The sequence below is a fragment of the Thalassotalea euphylliae genome (genome assembly GCF_003390335.1).
Lineage (GTDB): Bacteria > Pseudomonadota > Gammaproteobacteria > Enterobacterales > Alteromonadaceae > Thalassotalea_F > Thalassotalea_F euphylliae_B.
Genome location: NZ_QUOU01000001.1, coordinates 4244403 through 4259387 on the forward strand (window position 1 = coordinate 4244403; position 14985 = coordinate 4259387).

Sequence of the window (14985 nt, forward strand, 5' to 3'; positions counted from 1 at the left end):
TACAGGTGACACTATGCTTTTTACCGGCTCACTCACAGCACCCAAAACACAAGAAGGTGCTATTCGTCAGACGATTCGCGATCACTATCGCGCGGATGAAAATCAAGTATTAGCCAACCTTTTACCCATTGCTGAAATTAGCGTTGATGCTAAATCTCGCGCTTGGGATTATGCCCGCCAGCTCGTGGTCAACATTCGTAAAGACCAAGTCGGCAAAGGCGGTGTTGACGCGCTACTAAACGAATTCTCATTGTCTACCGAAGAAGGCGTGGTACTTATGTGTTTGGCAGAAGCGCTGTTGCGTGTGCCAGATAAAGCCACGGCCGATAGCCTGATCCGCGATAAGTTAGCCGAAGGCGACTGGTCATCACATATCGGCAACAGTGACTCGTTATTCGTTAATGCCTCTTCTTGGGGCTTATTGCTAACAGGCAAACTGGTTAACTATTCTGATAAAAAGAAAAAAGCCCAGTTTGGTTTGTTAAAACAAACAGTTGGCCGTTTAGGTGAACCTGTGATCCGCAAAGCCGTGCGCTACGCCATGAAAATTATGGGCACCCAATTTGTCATGGGACACACCATTGATGGTGCGATTGAGCGCGCGGTGGAAACCGAAGCGAAAGGCTACACCTACTCGTACGATATGCTAGGTGAAGGCGCTCGCACTATGGCCGATGCCGATCGCTACTTTAACGCTTACATGACGGCGATAGATGCCATCGGTAAAGCCGCCAATCACAAAGGCCCTCAGCGAAGCCCAGGTATTTCAATTAAATTGTCAGCGATTCACCCGCGTTATGAGTTCTCACATCGCGAGCGCGTTATTGACGAATTAATTCCGCGCCTCAAGCAATTGGCATTAGCGGCTAAAGCTTACGACATTGGTTTTACCGTTGACGCCGAAGAAGCCGATCGCTTAGATATTTCCCTCGATATTATTGAAGCGGTATTCGCTGATGCCGAATTAGACGGCTGGAATGGTTTTGGTATTGCGGTACAAGCCTACCAAAAACGCGGTTTATTCGTGATTGAATGGGTACGCGAGCTCACCCAAAAAGTTGGCCGCCAAATGATGGTGCGTTTGGTCAAAGGTGCTTACTGGGACAGCGAAATTAAAATCTCACAAGCCGAAGGCTTTGAGGATTTCCCGGTGTTCTCGCGCAAACCGTCGACTGACGTTTCATACCAAGCGTGTGCTAAGAAGCTACTTGAGTACCGCGACACCATTTACCCACAATTTGCCACTCACAACGCGTACACGGTTGCCACCATTTTAGAAATGGCGGAAAACCACCAAGGCTTTGAATTCCAGCGTTTGCACGGTATGGGTGAATCCCTCTACGACCAAGTGGTGACGGGTAAACAAGTTCCTTGTCGTGTTTATGCACCAGTGGGTGAACATTCAGACTTACTGGCGTATTTAGTGCGCCGCTTACTGGAAAATGGTGCCAACAGCTCGTTTGTTAACAATATTGTTGATGAAGATATTCCGGTAGAAAGCCTGTTGGCTGACCCTGTTGAAACCGTGCAAAGCTGGCAAAACAAATACAACCCGCAAATACCACAGTCTATCGAGCTATACGGCAGCGAGCGCGCTAACTCTAAAGGTTTAGATTTAACCGATATCGATCAAATCACTGTGATGCGCGACAACATGCAAGCTTGGTTTGAAACGACAAAAGCCATCGAAGCTATCGACGGCGCAGAGCCCGTTACCAATCCAGCCAACAACAATGAAGTGTTGGGCTATATTGAACACGCTGACGAAGCACAAATGTCTGCCATTGTAACGCGTGTGCACGGTGCATTTGGCAGCTGGTCAGCAACGCCAGTCGCGGAGCGCGCAGCGGTACTACTAAAAACTGCCGACTTACTGGAAACACATCGCGACGAGTTAATTGCTCTTTGTACCAAAGAAGCAGGTAAAACCATTGCTGATGGTATTGCCGAAGTGCGTGAAGCAGTCGACTTTTGCCGTTATTACGCCGCACGCGCTGAAGAGTTGTTAGCCGATGGTACGCTTGAAGCGCGTGGTGTAGTGCTGTGTATTAGCCCGTGGAACTTCCCATTGGCAATTTTCTTAGGCCAAGTTTCAGCGGCATTGGTTGCCGGTAATACTGTGGTGGCTAAACCCGCCGAGCAAACCAGTTTAGTCGCCCTGCGCACCATCGAATTAATGAAAGAGGCTGGCTTGCCAGCATCGGCAGTAGAGCCCGTAATTGCGCGTGGCAGCAAAGTTGGCCAAACCATAGTGCCAGACGAACGCATTCAAGCCATTATGTTCACTGGCTCAACGGAAACGGGCAGCTGGATTTCGCAAAAACTGGCCGAGCGCGCTGGTGACCCTGTGCCACTTATCGCCGAAACTGGTGGCCAAAACTGTATGATTGTTGACTCAACCGCCTTGCCAGAGCAAGTGGTTGATGATGTCGTTGCCTCAGGTTTCCAAAGTGCTGGCCAACGTTGTAGCGCACTGCGCGTGTTGTTCCTGCAAGAAGAAGTCGCTGATAAAATCATCACAATGATCAAAGGCGCAATGCAAGAGTTGCACATTGGCGATCCTGCCATGCTAACCACGGATGTTGGCCCAGTGATCGACAAGCGCGCCTTAAATGCGCTAAACGAACACGTTGATTACGTAAAGTCGCGCGGTACTTTGCATTTTGCTTGCAAGGCACCGAACTTGGCAATTAACGATGATGAGCACAACTTCTTTGTCCCTCGCTTGTATGAGATCAGCGACTTATCGGTATTAACCAAAGAAGTATTCGGCCCTGTTGTTCATGTGATTCGCTACAAGGCGGAAAACTTGGAAAACGTGATTGACCAAATCAATGGCACGGGCTTTGGCTTAACCATGGGGATTCACACCCGCATTGAAGACAAAGCCAAGTACCTTGCCGCTCGCTCTCGCGCTGGTAATGTTTACGTAAACCGCAATATGATTGGTGCCGTGGTCGGTGTCCAGCCGTTCGGTGGCCGTGGCTTATCAGGCACAGGGCCAAAAGCGGGTGGGCCAATGTACTTAACCCGTTTGGTTAAAGAAAAGCCGGAAAACAGTGCGCAAGCTCAAATACAAGCAAAAGCGAATGACGCCACCTTAACCGAGGTTCAGCAAGCGTCACTCAACAGTTTATTTGAACTCGCGAAAACCACAGTTTCAAGCGTAGCCAGTGATTTGGCTAACCAACCCAAAGCAGAACTTAGCTGGTCGTTTACGCCATTAAATGATCGTTTGTCGCTGGTACGCCAATTGTTAGCACAACTGGCCTCAAATAAAGTAGTACTCGCGCAAGAGAGTGATTTAGCCCAAAGTTTACATGATGCCCGCAGTCAGTTGCTGTTTGCTGAAAAAACCTTGGCTAAGCCAACTGAGTTACCGGGGCCAACAGGTGAATCTAACATCTTGTATCTAGAATCGCGCGGCACACTCGCGTGTATTCGCTGCCAAGCCACTAGCTTTAACTTCTGGTTAGTCGCCGTAGCGTCAGCACTAGTGGCTGGTAACTGTGTCGTTGCTGTGGTTGATGACAAATACCTTGAAGAGGCCAAAAGTATTGCCCAGCAGCTGACTGCGATTGGCTTGCCGAAAGGTGTGTTTACCGTTGCAAAACTAGGCCACTTACCCGCTGTACTTAACCATGCTCATTTGGCAGGTGCGATAACCAGTAACAACAGCAAAGTTAAGCAATATGCAGGTGAAACCATTGCCGCGCGTAAAGGAGCAATTTTACCTCTCATTACCGCTTATACGAATGAAGGCTTGTTCCACCGCTTGGTGACTGAAAAGACTATCACGATAGACACCACAGCCGCTGGCGGCAACGCGTCATTAATGACAATGGAGTCGAATGTCGGTTAAATTGGTCATAGGTGTAACAAGCATTTGAGCTTAATCAAGGCCAGCATCGTTGCTGGCCTTTTTAATGGCTGATTGTCTAGCCAACTTAATAGCGACTCGAATGCGCTTGAAGATGTTGCTAGCGTTAAATTCGCATAATAAATAACATAGTAAGCTCAGTTCACATGAATAAGTAAACCACAGTAAGTAAAGGTAAAAATGAAAAAATACGTAGCGGGCTTTTTGTTTACCCAAGATGCATCAAAAGTTGTGTTAATCGAGAAAATCAATCCCACTTGGCAGCGTGGTTTACTCAATGGTGTCGGCGGAAAAATTGAAGCAGGCGAACAACCCATCGCGGCTATGGTTCGCGAATTTGCAGAAGAAACTGGCGTTACCACCAATGCAACGCAATGGACGCACTTTGCCCAGGTATTTCGCCCCAACGGCTACGATGTCGCCTTTTTCTTTGCTCACTCAGATCTGGCCTACAAGGCGAGAACGGTGGAACAAGAAAAAGTCCAGCTAATTGATGTGCAAGCGCTACCAAACAATCTACTGCCTAACCTGCGTTGGCTGATTCCACTCGCGCTCGATCAGCAAGCAGATTTTACAACCCCAATTCAGATCAACGAAGTTGCAGGTGAGCGTTGAGAAGCTTAGAGCGCTCAAGCAACAGGCACATTATTGGAGCATTTCCTTGCCTGTCAGCTTTTACTCGCTGATTGCGTTTACAATTGATTTTGGTTAGTGTGTGATTGACACTTAATTGTTTAATAAGGAAATTAAAATGAAGTGCCCTAACATCGAAAGCATAGAGCTCTCATCAGAAAGCAAAGCCTCGCTAAAAGAGATTCAAAAAATTAATGAGTTAGCGCCATTTTTAGTAAAGATATCTGGCGGTGGTGTAATGCTCAACTTATTCGCAGGAAATGGTGCGATTGCCTCAACCTATTCAGTTTATTCTCATGATTTTGAAGCATTTACTAGAGCTATGACGGTAGTTCCCAAAATAGCGAGAAGACGTATTTGGAATATTTCGGGTTTAACGATGTTAAAGGTTAAGAACTACAAGGAGCGCAAGTTCTGGCAAGCTATTCATAAAGGCTGCAAACTAAATTAAGGAATGATGATGATGAAAGAACTGTTTGTTTTTTTTGTTTCTTTGCTCGCCTACTCCGCTTTTGCTTCAGAAAGCCAAAAGGCACTGATATCTGAGGCCTTTAACAACTTTAACGAGAGCTTAGTGGCACTCGAAGCGCAGGAGTCTCATTGTTCAATGAGTGACAGGGTGCTTGATGCGAATACTTTTAGCGGCGTAAAACTATCCAAAGAGCAAAAGCTAACAATTATCGAGTATTTTTACTACGATACCTTATTGGAATGCTCGAAAGAGGCTTTAGGGCAATTCTTAACCCAATCAACACTCCTGAAAAGTATCGAGCCTGACTTCCTGAACACCACAGAACAGGCTAATCGACTCGTAATATCAACAAACATTGCCCATTTAAAAGCCAAGCATCAGTTTGATAACTTAGACGAGCATATAAAAAAACGTATCATTAAACCTTCGGAACCATTTAACCTATTAATGACGGCCAATATACTCGGTTTAAATTAACCCTTATCATTCAAAGGCACTAGTAATCAAAAATACGGTGCCTTTAGATTCACACAGTAATAATTAAACACTAAATCTTCGCCGCTAATTCCGCCCCTTGGCGAATAGCACGCTTAGCGTCAAGCTCCGCAGCCACATCGGCACCACCGATAATGTGACAGCTCTGCCCTAGGTCAACTAAGCCTTGCTGTAAATCGCGATTTGGCTCTTGGCCAGCACAAACGATGACGTTGTCGACTTCAATCAGCTGCGGCTCGCCATTAATTTCAATCACAATACCTTGGTCGTTAATTTCTTTGTAACTACAACCCGGTATCATATTTACGCCTTTCTTTTGCAGTGAAGCACGGTGGATCCAACCCGTCGTTTTACCTAAGCCCGCACCTACTTTGGTGGTTTTGCGCTGCATTAAGAAGACTTCGCGCTCTGCTTTATGTGGCGCTGTTGGCAATAAGGCACCGCCAGTTTCATAGTTGCGGTCTACACCCCACTCTTTTAACCACTCATCGACATCATTCACTAAGCCTTCTTTTTCGGTTAGGAACATAGAGACGTCAAAGCCAATACCACCTGCACCGATCACCGCCACTTTTTGACCGACAGGCTTTTTATCGCGCAGTACGTCTAAGTAGCTCATGACTTTTTCGTTATCAATGCCTGGAATATTTAATGCGCGAGGTTTAATGCCCGTTGCCAATACCACTTCGTCAAAACCAGCTTCTGCTAAGCTTTGTGCGGTTTGCCAGCTGTTTAAATGCACTGGTACGTTCAAGTTTTCAAGCTGAACACGGAAATAGCGCAGCGTTTCATAAAACTCTTCTTTACCCGGAACTTGTTTTGCAAAGTTAAATTGACCACCAATTTCACCCGCTGCATCGAAAATTTCCACCGCGTGACCGCGTTTCGAGGCGTAAACACTAAATGCCAGACCCGCGGGGCCGGCACCTACTACGGCAATGCGTTTTTGTTGCTTGGTGTTGCTAAAGGTTAGCTCAGTTTCGTAACACGCTTCTGGATTCACCAAACACGATGCACGCTGGCGCTTGAAGACATGATCTAAACACGCTTGGTTACAGCCAATACACGTATTAATCTCTTCCGCTTTGCCCGCTGCGGCTTTATTGACAAAATGAGCATCGGCCAGGAACGGACGCGCCATTGACACCATATCGGCGTGACCATCAGCCAGCACTTGCTCAGCCACTTCTGGCGTATTGATACGGTTAGTGGTGACCAATGGAATGCTCACTTCCTTTTTCATGCGCTCGGTGATCCAAGTAAACGCCGCACGAGGCACTGAGGTGGCAATGGTCGGTACACGCGCTTCGTGCCAACCAATACCTGTATTGATGATGGTTGCGCCAGCTGCCTCAATGGCTTTGGCCATAGTCACAACTTCATGCCACTCGTTACCACCTTCCACCAGATCGAGCATGGATAAACGGAAAATAATAATAAAGTGTTCACCGACTTTTTCGCGAACCGCACGCACAGTTTCAACCCCAAGGCGCATGCGATTTTCTAACGAACCACCCCATTCGTCGGTACGGTGATTGGTGCGCTTACAGCTAAACTGGTTGATCAGGTAGCCTTCCGAGCCCATGATTTCAACACCGTCGTAACCGGCTTTCTGCGCTAGTTTTGATGCCTTCGCATAATCTTTGATGGTACCGCGAATATCACTGATCGACATTTCTTTCGGTTTGAATGGATTGATTGGCGCTTTAATCGCACTTGGCGCCACACTAAATGGGTGATAGGCATAACGGCCAGTGTGCAGTAGCTGCAAACAAATTTTACCACCTTCGTTGTGCACCGCCTCGGTCACTTCTTTGTGTTTATTGACATGCCAAAAGCGGCTGATCTGGCTACCTAATGGCTCAACACGACCGCGAATGTTGGGACTAACACCGCCCGTCACAATTAAACCACAACCACCTTTGGCGCGTTCAGCATAAAAAGCAGCGAGCTTTTTAAAGCCGCCTCGCTCTTCTTCTAGGCCAGTGTGCATAGAGCCCATTAACACGCGATTTCTCAGTGTTGTAAAACCGAGATCTAAAGGTTCAAGCATATGAGGGTATTGAGTTGCGGTTGTCGTTGCAGTTGTCATAGTTAAGTCACTTTTTACGTTAGGCTGATACCACTTTATTATTTAAAATACGCATGCTAAAACTAAAACTCAAGCTTATTTTGACACCTGTCAGATTAAATTTTCACAAGTAAAAATGATAACTATTTTCATCAAGTTAAGTGCATGAATAAAAAAGATATTTTGACCAGAGTACAAGCTGCCATTGAGGCCCTGTTAACGCAAGCATTGGCTGCGGCAACACAAGCGCACAACGCGGCAATTGATGATCAATCAAAAGCCGAAACGCAGTACGATACGCTAGCAATTGAAGCAGCTTATTTGGCTGAAGGGCAAAGTAAACGAATTGCCGAATTGAAAAGCCAATTGCAACAGCTAAAAGAACAAGCCGTTGAGGAAAGTGAGGTGATCAATATCGGTGCTTTGTTTTCGTTAGCTTACGACTCGGCATCGACAGACAGCGAGAGCGCCACAAAGCATTTTTACTTGCTACCTTGTGCCGCTGGCACTTGCATAACGCTAGCAAACGATCCGCCAACGCAACTAGAGCATACGCAACCAGAGCACAGTCAAAAAATTTATGTGATCACCCCAGCAGCGCCACTTGGTAGAGCATTGATTGGTCTAACCGTCGATGACGACTTTTCACTTAACCTTGGAGTAAAACAACAAACGGGCTATGTTGTCGCGATTTATTAAGCAAATGAGCGCCTAATGAGGCTCTATAAACAACCAAGCCATCCCCTTGGATGGCTTGGTCGAAATGTTCGTGGCAATGGCAAGTAGTCATACCTAGCCGTACTACCGAGTATTACCAGATCAGCAAAGCTCTGCAATTAAGCGTTTAACAGCGCTTTAATTTCTTTAATATCAGCCACTTTGTCATCTAGCTTTAGGTAGGCAACGGCTTCTGAATACACTAAGGTAGCTTCCACTACACCGGGCATATTAACGAGTTGCTCAGCCACTTCATCAGCTTGTTGCTCTGAGCTAAATTGCGCAGCAAAACTGAAACTTTTCGATTTTGCCTGACGTTTCATACCACTGGCAGCCACCAGCCAAACACCAACAATTAAGGCCATCACTAAAAACACCACAGTGGCATCAAAGCTATTGGCAAGCCAGCCGCCAATCGCACCACCCGCAAACGCTCCAAAAAACTGACTCGACGAGAAAATCCCCATGGCACTGCCTTTAACGCCAGCTGGGGCAATACGCGATAGAATGGATGGCATCGTTGCTTCTAAATAATTAAAGGCAACAAAGAACAGCAGAATTAACACCACGAGCGTAGTGGTTGTATTCGCAAGCACCCCAAACATCAGCAAGGTCAACGCTAGTAAGGTGATCGCCGCCAAAAACATTTCTTTTTCTTTACCTTTTTTGATGCCAATGATCATAAACGGCACCATCAAGAAAAATGAACACAGTAAGGTTGGCAGGTATAAACGCCAGTGTTGTTCAAGCGCTACGCCGCTTTCGACCAAGCGCGTCGGTAAGTAAATAAAACAAGCGGTTAATGCCATATGCAAGACGAAAACACCGATGTTCAGGCGCGCCAGTTGCGGATGCTTAGCCAAGCTACCCAGTTGGTCGAGCATAGCGACATTATCGCCTTTTGGCGCTTTGTGCACAGAATTTGGCACCATAAACAGGATCATCAGCATGGCGAAAATCGTTAAGATGCCAGTAAACCAAAAAAGCCCACTCAAGCCGTAACTTTCCCCCACTAATGGCCCGACAACGAGCGCCAATGTGAAGGATAAACCGATAAACATGCCAATCGTCGCCATTACTTTAGGCCGCTGCTCCTCACGCGTGAGGTCGGCGGCTAGCGCTAAAATGGCACTTGCGATTGCCCCCATACCTTGCAATGCACGGCCAAGCACTACGCCATAAATCGAGTCAGACATCGCGGCAACCACGCTACCAATGGCAAATACCACTAAGCCCCCCATGATAATAGGCTTGCGACCAAACTTATCGGAAAGTATGCCCATTGGAATTTGTAGCAGTGCTTGCGTTAACCCGTAAGCACCAATCGCCAACCCCAGCCAAATTGGTGAAAAGCCGGTAAGCTCTGGCCCATAAATGGCAAACACAGGTAAGATCATAAACAGGCCCAACATACGCAGGCCAAAGACGGTTGCCAGTGAAAACGCCGCCTTTTTTTCGAGGGAATTTAGTCCAGAAGCACTCATAAATCAGTTAACGAAAGTTGACAGGTTAAGGTTTAACTTAGGGTTAATAAGGCGGCAGATTCTACCACGGCGTATGATACCACACCACCAAAGGATACAGCTTGTTACCTAATCCAAACGCCACCAAGCGATAAACATTGTTGCATAAAGTTTTATACAATGAACTATCGCCCAGTAAACTTAGGTGGCTTGCGGTGTAAAGTCGCCTGCTCGTAAGCATAAGCAACATCGATCAATACAGGTTCCGCCAACTTTGCCCCAAATAGCGATAAACCCACAGGTAAACCACTCACATATCCCATAGGCACGGTAATATGTGGGTAGCCTGCGACAGCAGCAGGTGATGAGGCAGAGCCTGAGAAGTTATCGCCATTGACTAAGTCTGTTTTCCACGCTGGCCCCGTGGTTGGCGCAATAAGCACGTCTAATTGATGGGTTTCTAGCAGCTTATCGATACCTTTAGCTTGGCTCATTTCTTTCGCGTGCTTGCGCGCCGTTAGGTATGCTTCGCTGGTTAAATCACCTTTTTCTTGAGCACTGATAAAAATTTCCTGATCGAAATACGGCATGGTTTTATCACTGTGCTTGTTATTAAATTCAATCAGCTCAGCTAGCGACTTAGGCAAACCTTGTGCTGTACCTTTAAGGTAGTGATTAATCCCGTCTTTAAACTCATAAAGTAACACGTCATATTCTTGAGCGCCCCAGCTGACGCCTTCATCGAACGCTAAGTCATCAACAATAACCGCGCCTTGCGCTTCAAGCTGTTTGATAGCCTCCTCAAACAATTGGTCAACATCTCGGTGATAGCCACTAAGCTGACGCAACACACCGATACGCTTGCCTTGACTACTGTTTTTCGCGAATGTTTGCGTTTTATCATCAATTTTTACTGGTGCAGGATCTTGCCGATCAAATCCCGTCATTGCTGCTAGTGCGATCTGAGCGTTAACCACATTGCGCGCCATTGGCCCTGCCGTATCTTGGCTAAAGGCAATGGGAATAATGCCTTGGCGGCTCACCGTCCCTATGGTTGGCTTAATGCCGACCACCCCATTGACCGCTGACGGGCACGTTATTGACCCATCGGTTTCAGTCCCGACCGCGACCGTAGCAAGGTTAGCGGCAATGGCCGCTCCTGAGCCAGCGCTTGAACCACAAGGATTGCGTGTTAAATCGTAAGGGTTTTTCGTTTGACCATAAAGGCTAGTCCAGCCACTGCTGGCTTTATCACTTCTAAAATTTGCCCACTCGCTGAGATTCGCTTTACCTAAAATAATCGCGCCCGCTTTTTTTAACTGGGTGACTAAAAAGGCCTCTTGTTTCGGAAAGTTATTGGCAAGCGCGAGCGACCCTGCGGTATTGGCCATACCATCGGTGGTGTCTATGTTGTCTTTGAGCAATACCGGAATACCGTGCATTGCCCCCACTAAACCACCACTTTTTAAGCGCTGATCAAAAGCTTTAGCTTGCGCCAGTGCATTCGCGTTCAATTGCACAACCGTGTTAAGCATGGGGCCGCTGTCATCAATGGCGGCAATTCGATCCAAATAAAAACGCACCAGCGCCTCACTGCTTAGCTCACCTGTTTTCATTTTCTGATGTAACTGAGGAATTGTGGCCGTTTCAGTAAAGGTTGCTAAATCAAGGGCTGAAGAACGATGAGCCGTGGCTACATTGGCTAGCAATACCAAACTGACAAATGCAGATTTTAATACGTTGCGCGTGCAAACAGGATGTTTTACCTTGTAGCTTTTTTTCGATTGAATATATAAGTTCATGGTTATCGCTTGTTTTTATTATCGTGAATTCAACGAATTTGTTAACGCTTTATCCCCCTGTTATAACGAGGCGATACAAGTTTGTCTAGCCAACAGCCTACTCCATAACCAAATCAATAACTTAGTCGATCACCCACTAGATCTTTTGCGCAACAGTCTCTATGTAAACAGCCAATGCCCCCGCCACAAAGATAATCCATAAGTTTCATTGATATTTCAGATCAACTTTGCCGCCTTTATATGCAATAATGAGCGATTAAATTTAGGTTGTGGATTGGTTAATGCAAAACATTGAAGTAAGAGGCGCTCGTACTCATAATCTCAAGAACATCAATTTAGAAATTCCTCGCGATAAACTCATTGTTATCACAGGTTTATCTGGTTCGGGTAAATCATCATTGGCGTTCGATACACTGTATGCCGAAGGGCAGCGCCGCTATGTTGAATCACTTTCTGCTTACGCTCGCCAATTCTTATCCTTAATGGAAAAGCCTGATGTTGATCACATTGAAGGCTTATCACCCGCAATTTCTATTGAGCAGAAATCCACCTCCCACAACCCGCGTTCGACGGTCGGCACCATCACCGAAATCTACGATTACTTGCGCTTGCTTTACGCCCGGGTTGGCGAGCCACGTTGCCCAACCCATTATGAACCACTCGCGGCGCAAACCGTGTCACAAATGGTAGACAAAGTATTGTCGTTAGATGAAGGCACAAAGGTGATGATCCTTGCGCCTGTGCTGCAAAACCGTAAAGGTGAGCATGTAAAACTGCTCGATAACCTTGCCGCTCAAGGCTACATTCGCGCGCGTATTGATGGCGAAGTCTGTGATCTGTCTGATCCACCGACGTTAGAACTACACAAAAAGCACACCATTGAAGTCGTGGTGGACCGCTTAAAAGTACGTGACGATATTCAGCTACGCTTGTCGGAATCATTCGAAACGGCATTAGAGCTGACCGCTGGCACCGCCAAAGTCGCTTTTATGGACGAGCCTGATCGCGAAGAGCTGCTATTCTCGGCTAACTTTGCCTGTCCTCACTGTGGTTACAGCATGCAGGAGTTGGAGCCGCGTTTATTCTCATTCAACAACCCAGCTGGCGCTTGTCAAACCTGTGATGGGTTAGGTATTCAGCAGTTCTTTGACCCTAATCGCGTGATCACTAACCCTGAGCTTAGCCTGGCTGGTGGCGCGATTCGCGGTTGGGACAAACGCAATTTTTACTACTTCCAAATGCTGCAAGCCCTAGCCGATCATTACCAATTTACGGTTGATACGCCATTTGAAGAGCTCCCGGAAAAAATCCGCAAACTCGTATTGTACGGCAGTGGCAAAGAAACGATTGAGTTCAAGTATATGAATGATCGCGGCGATATTGTGGTGCGCAATCACCCGTTCGAAGGTATTTTGAACAATATGCAGCGCCGCTACAAAGAAACTGAATCGAATGCAGTGCGTGAAGAGCTGGCGAAATACCTTAACAGCCAACATTGTGGCGACTGTGGTGGCTCGCGATTACGCCTTGAAGCGCGTAACGTATTTGTAGGTGAGCAGCCACTGCAAGATATTGCGGAACTTTCCACTGCTGATGCCCTCGCTTTTTTCCAGCAGCTCAATTTAACGGGGCAAAAAGGCGCAATTGCCGAGAAAATTTTAAAAGAAATCAACGATCGCTTAGGCTTCTTGGTCAACGTTGGCTTGAACTATCTAAACCTATCACGCAGTGCCGACACGCTTTCCGGTGGTGAAGCCCAGCGCATTCGCTTAGCGAGCCAAATTGGTGCTGGCTTAGTGGGCGTTATGTACGTGCTGGATGAACCCTCTATCGGTTTGCATCAGCGTGATAACGAGCGTTTACTTGGCACCTTAACTCATCTGCGTGATTTAGGTAACACTGTGATTGTGGTTGAGCATGATGAAGATGCCATTCGCGAAGCAGACCACGTTATCGATATTGGCCCGGGTGCTGGTGTCCATGGTGGTGAAGTGATCGCTTCCGGTACGCTGGAAGACATTGTCAATAATGAGCACTCACTAACGGGTAAATACCTTTCAGGTAAAGAGCTGATTGAAGTACCGAAAAAACGCACACCATTTGATAAAAAAGCCGTGGTTGAGTTAAAAGGTGCGACAGGTAACAACCTCAAGAATGTTGATTTAACTATCCCCGTTGGCCTAATGACCTGTATTACTGGGGTTTCCGGCTCAGGTAAATCGACACTTATCAATGATACCTTGTATAAAATTGCCCATACCGAGCTCAATAATGCCACTACGCAGGAGCCATCGCCTTACAAGTCAATTGAAGGCTTAGATCAGCTCGATAAAGTCATTGATATTGACCAAAGCCCGATTGGTCGTACACCGCGCTCAAACCCTGCGACCTACACAGGTATTTTCACCGCTGTGCGTGATATTTTTGCGGCGACACAAGAGTCTCGCTCGCGCGGTTACAAGCCGGGGCGTTTTAGCTTTAATGTCAAGGGCGGTCGCTGTGAAGCGTGCCAAGGTGATGGTGTGATTAAAGTGGAAATGCACTTTTTGCCAGACGTTTACGTACCGTGTGACGAGTGTAAAGGTAAGCGCTACAACCGCGAAACGCTGGAAGTAAAATACAAAGGCAAGAGTATTCACGAAGTACTGGATATGACCATCGAAGACGCCCTTGAGTTCTTCAATGCCATTCCAGCGGTGAAGCGCAAACTACAAACCTTAATGGACGTCGGTTTAAGCTATATCACGCTTGGCCAGTCGGCCACAACGCTATCGGGTGGTGAAGCGCAGCGCGTGAAACTCGCCAAAGAGCTGTCCAAACGCGACACAGGTAAAACCTTGTATATCTTGGATGAGCCGACAACGGGTTTGCATTTCCACGACATTAAACAACTATTGCAAGTTATCCACCGCCTGCGTGATCACGGCAACACCATAGTAGTGATTGAGCATAATTTAGACGTGGTGAAAACCGCAGACTGGATTGTTGATCTTGGCCCAGAAGGTGGCTCTGGTGGCGGAGAAATTCTGGTTACTGGTAGCCCAGAGCAAGTCGCAGAGCATCCAAGCTCGCATACAGCGCGCTTCCTAAAACCTTTGTTGTAACAAGCCCTTACCAACAAATACCTACCTACTGGTACTGACCTACGGAAAAACACAGATTGCTGACTAGCCAGCAATCTGTAAATACCCATGCTACTTCAAAGCACTTGTTTCAGTTGAAATTAAAAGCGATTTCGGCACAGGTTTGGTTTCATGCTCCCTTTTTTACATAGAAAGTAAAATCAATAACACTAGGGCGTGTTGATCTTTCAGGGTTGTTTTTGCAGCAGCCTGTTTGGGTTTTATACAAGGCGGCACTTGTGCAGTGTAGGCATTCTCCATAAATAAGTGCCAACACAGTAGAAAATTCAAACAGGCGCTGCCCTGCGGGTTCATCTAAACGCTTCCTGC

9 protein-coding genes are annotated in these 14985 nt (G+C 46.8%); 6 read left to right on the forward strand and 3 right to left on the reverse strand.

Annotation, left to right across the window (positions count from 1 at the left end; genetic code table 11):
• Positions 1–13: 13 nt before the first annotated feature.
• The 4 genes from putA (at position 14) to DXX93_RS18465 (ending at position 5462) form a co-directional block, all read left to right on the forward strand.
• A complete protein-coding gene (gene putA, locus DXX93_RS18450) occupies positions 14–3862 on the forward strand; it encodes a bifunctional proline dehydrogenase/L-glutamate gamma-semialdehyde dehydrogenase PutA (protein ID WP_116010041.1) in 3849 nt (1282 codons plus the stop codon).
• Positions 3863–4060: 198 nt separating this feature from the next.
• Positions 4061–4495 (forward strand): NUDIX hydrolase, encoded by a 435-nt coding sequence (locus DXX93_RS18455; protein WP_116009387.1) that lies wholly within the window; start codon positions 4061–4063, stop codon positions 4493–4495.
• A gap of 136 nt (positions 4496–4631) precedes the next feature.
• Entirely contained in the window at positions 4632–4964 is a 333-nt protein-coding gene (locus tag DXX93_RS18460; protein ID WP_116009388.1) for a hypothetical protein, read from the forward strand.
• Between the two features lie 9 nt (positions 4965–4973).
• Complete coding sequence (locus DXX93_RS18465; protein WP_116009389.1) at positions 4974–5462, forward strand: hypothetical protein; 489 nt, start codon at positions 4974–4976, stop codon at positions 5460–5462.
• Positions 5463–5532: 70 nt separating this feature from the next.
• On the opposite strand, the gene DXX93_RS18470 is transcribed toward DXX93_RS18465, so the two are convergent.
• Entirely contained in the window at positions 5533–7572 is a 2040-nt protein-coding gene (locus DXX93_RS18470; RefSeq protein WP_181902265.1) for an NADPH-dependent 2,4-dienoyl-CoA reductase, read from the reverse strand.
• A gap of 144 nt (positions 7573–7716) precedes the next feature.
• Between DXX93_RS18470 and DXX93_RS18475 the strand changes: the two genes are divergently transcribed.
• Positions 7717–8250 carry a hypothetical protein gene (locus DXX93_RS18475; protein ID WP_116009390.1) on the forward strand — a complete coding sequence of 178 codons (534 nt, stop codon included), beginning with the start codon at positions 7717–7719 and terminating at the stop codon, positions 8248–8250.
• Positions 8251–8387: 137 nt separating this feature from the next.
• On the opposite strand, the gene DXX93_RS18480 is transcribed toward DXX93_RS18475, so the two are convergent.
• Both DXX93_RS18480 and DXX93_RS18485 read right to left on the reverse strand, forming a co-directional pair.
• Entirely contained in the window at positions 8388–9752 is a 1365-nt protein-coding gene (locus DXX93_RS18480; RefSeq protein ID WP_116009391.1) for an MFS transporter, read from the reverse strand.
• 164 nt (positions 9753–9916) lie between these two features.
• Positions 9917–11533, reverse strand: coding sequence for an amidase (locus DXX93_RS18485; RefSeq protein WP_116009392.1), 1617 nt, complete (start codon positions 11531–11533; stop codon positions 9917–9919).
• Between the two features lie 281 nt (positions 11534–11814).
• Between DXX93_RS18485 and uvrA the strand changes: the two genes are divergently transcribed.
• Positions 11815–14637 carry an excinuclease ABC subunit UvrA gene (gene uvrA, locus DXX93_RS18490; RefSeq protein ID WP_116009393.1) on the forward strand — a complete coding sequence of 941 codons (2823 nt, stop codon included), beginning with the start codon at positions 11815–11817 and terminating at the stop codon, positions 14635–14637.
• Positions 14638–14985: the final 348 nt, after the last annotated feature.

What these genes read in the sequence shown, in the direction of transcription:
- DXX93_RS18465 (WP_116009389.1), top strand. Translation starts at nt 4,974, where the DNA reads ATGATGAAAGAACTGTTTGTTTTTTTTGTTTCTTTGCTCGCCTACTCC.
- DXX93_RS18475 (WP_116009390.1), top strand. Translation starts at nt 7,717, where the DNA reads ATGAATAAAAAAGATATTTTGACCAGAGTACAAGCTGCCATTGAGGCC.
- DXX93_RS18460 (WP_116009388.1), top strand. Translation starts at nt 4,632, where the DNA reads ATGAAGTGCCCTAACATCGAAAGCATAGAGCTCTCATCAGAAAGCAAA.
- DXX93_RS18470 (WP_181902265.1), bottom strand. Translation starts at nt 7,572, where the DNA reads ATGACAACTGCAACGACAACCGCAACTCAATACCCTCATATGCTTGAA.
- putA (WP_116010041.1), top strand. Translation starts at nt 14, where the DNA reads ATGCTTTTTACCGGCTCACTCACAGCACCCAAAACACAAGAAGGTGCT.
- DXX93_RS18455 (WP_116009387.1), top strand. Translation starts at nt 4,061, where the DNA reads ATGAAAAAATACGTAGCGGGCTTTTTGTTTACCCAAGATGCATCAAAA.
- DXX93_RS18480 (WP_116009391.1), bottom strand. Translation starts at nt 9,752, where the DNA reads ATGAGTGCTTCTGGACTAAATTCCCTCGAAAAAAAGGCGGCGTTTTCA.
- DXX93_RS18485 (WP_116009392.1), bottom strand. Translation starts at nt 11,533, where the DNA reads ATGAACTTATATATTCAATCGAAAAAAAGCTACAAGGTAAAACATCCT.
- uvrA (WP_116009393.1), top strand. Translation starts at nt 11,815, where the DNA reads ATGCAAAACATTGAAGTAAGAGGCGCTCGTACTCATAATCTCAAGAAC.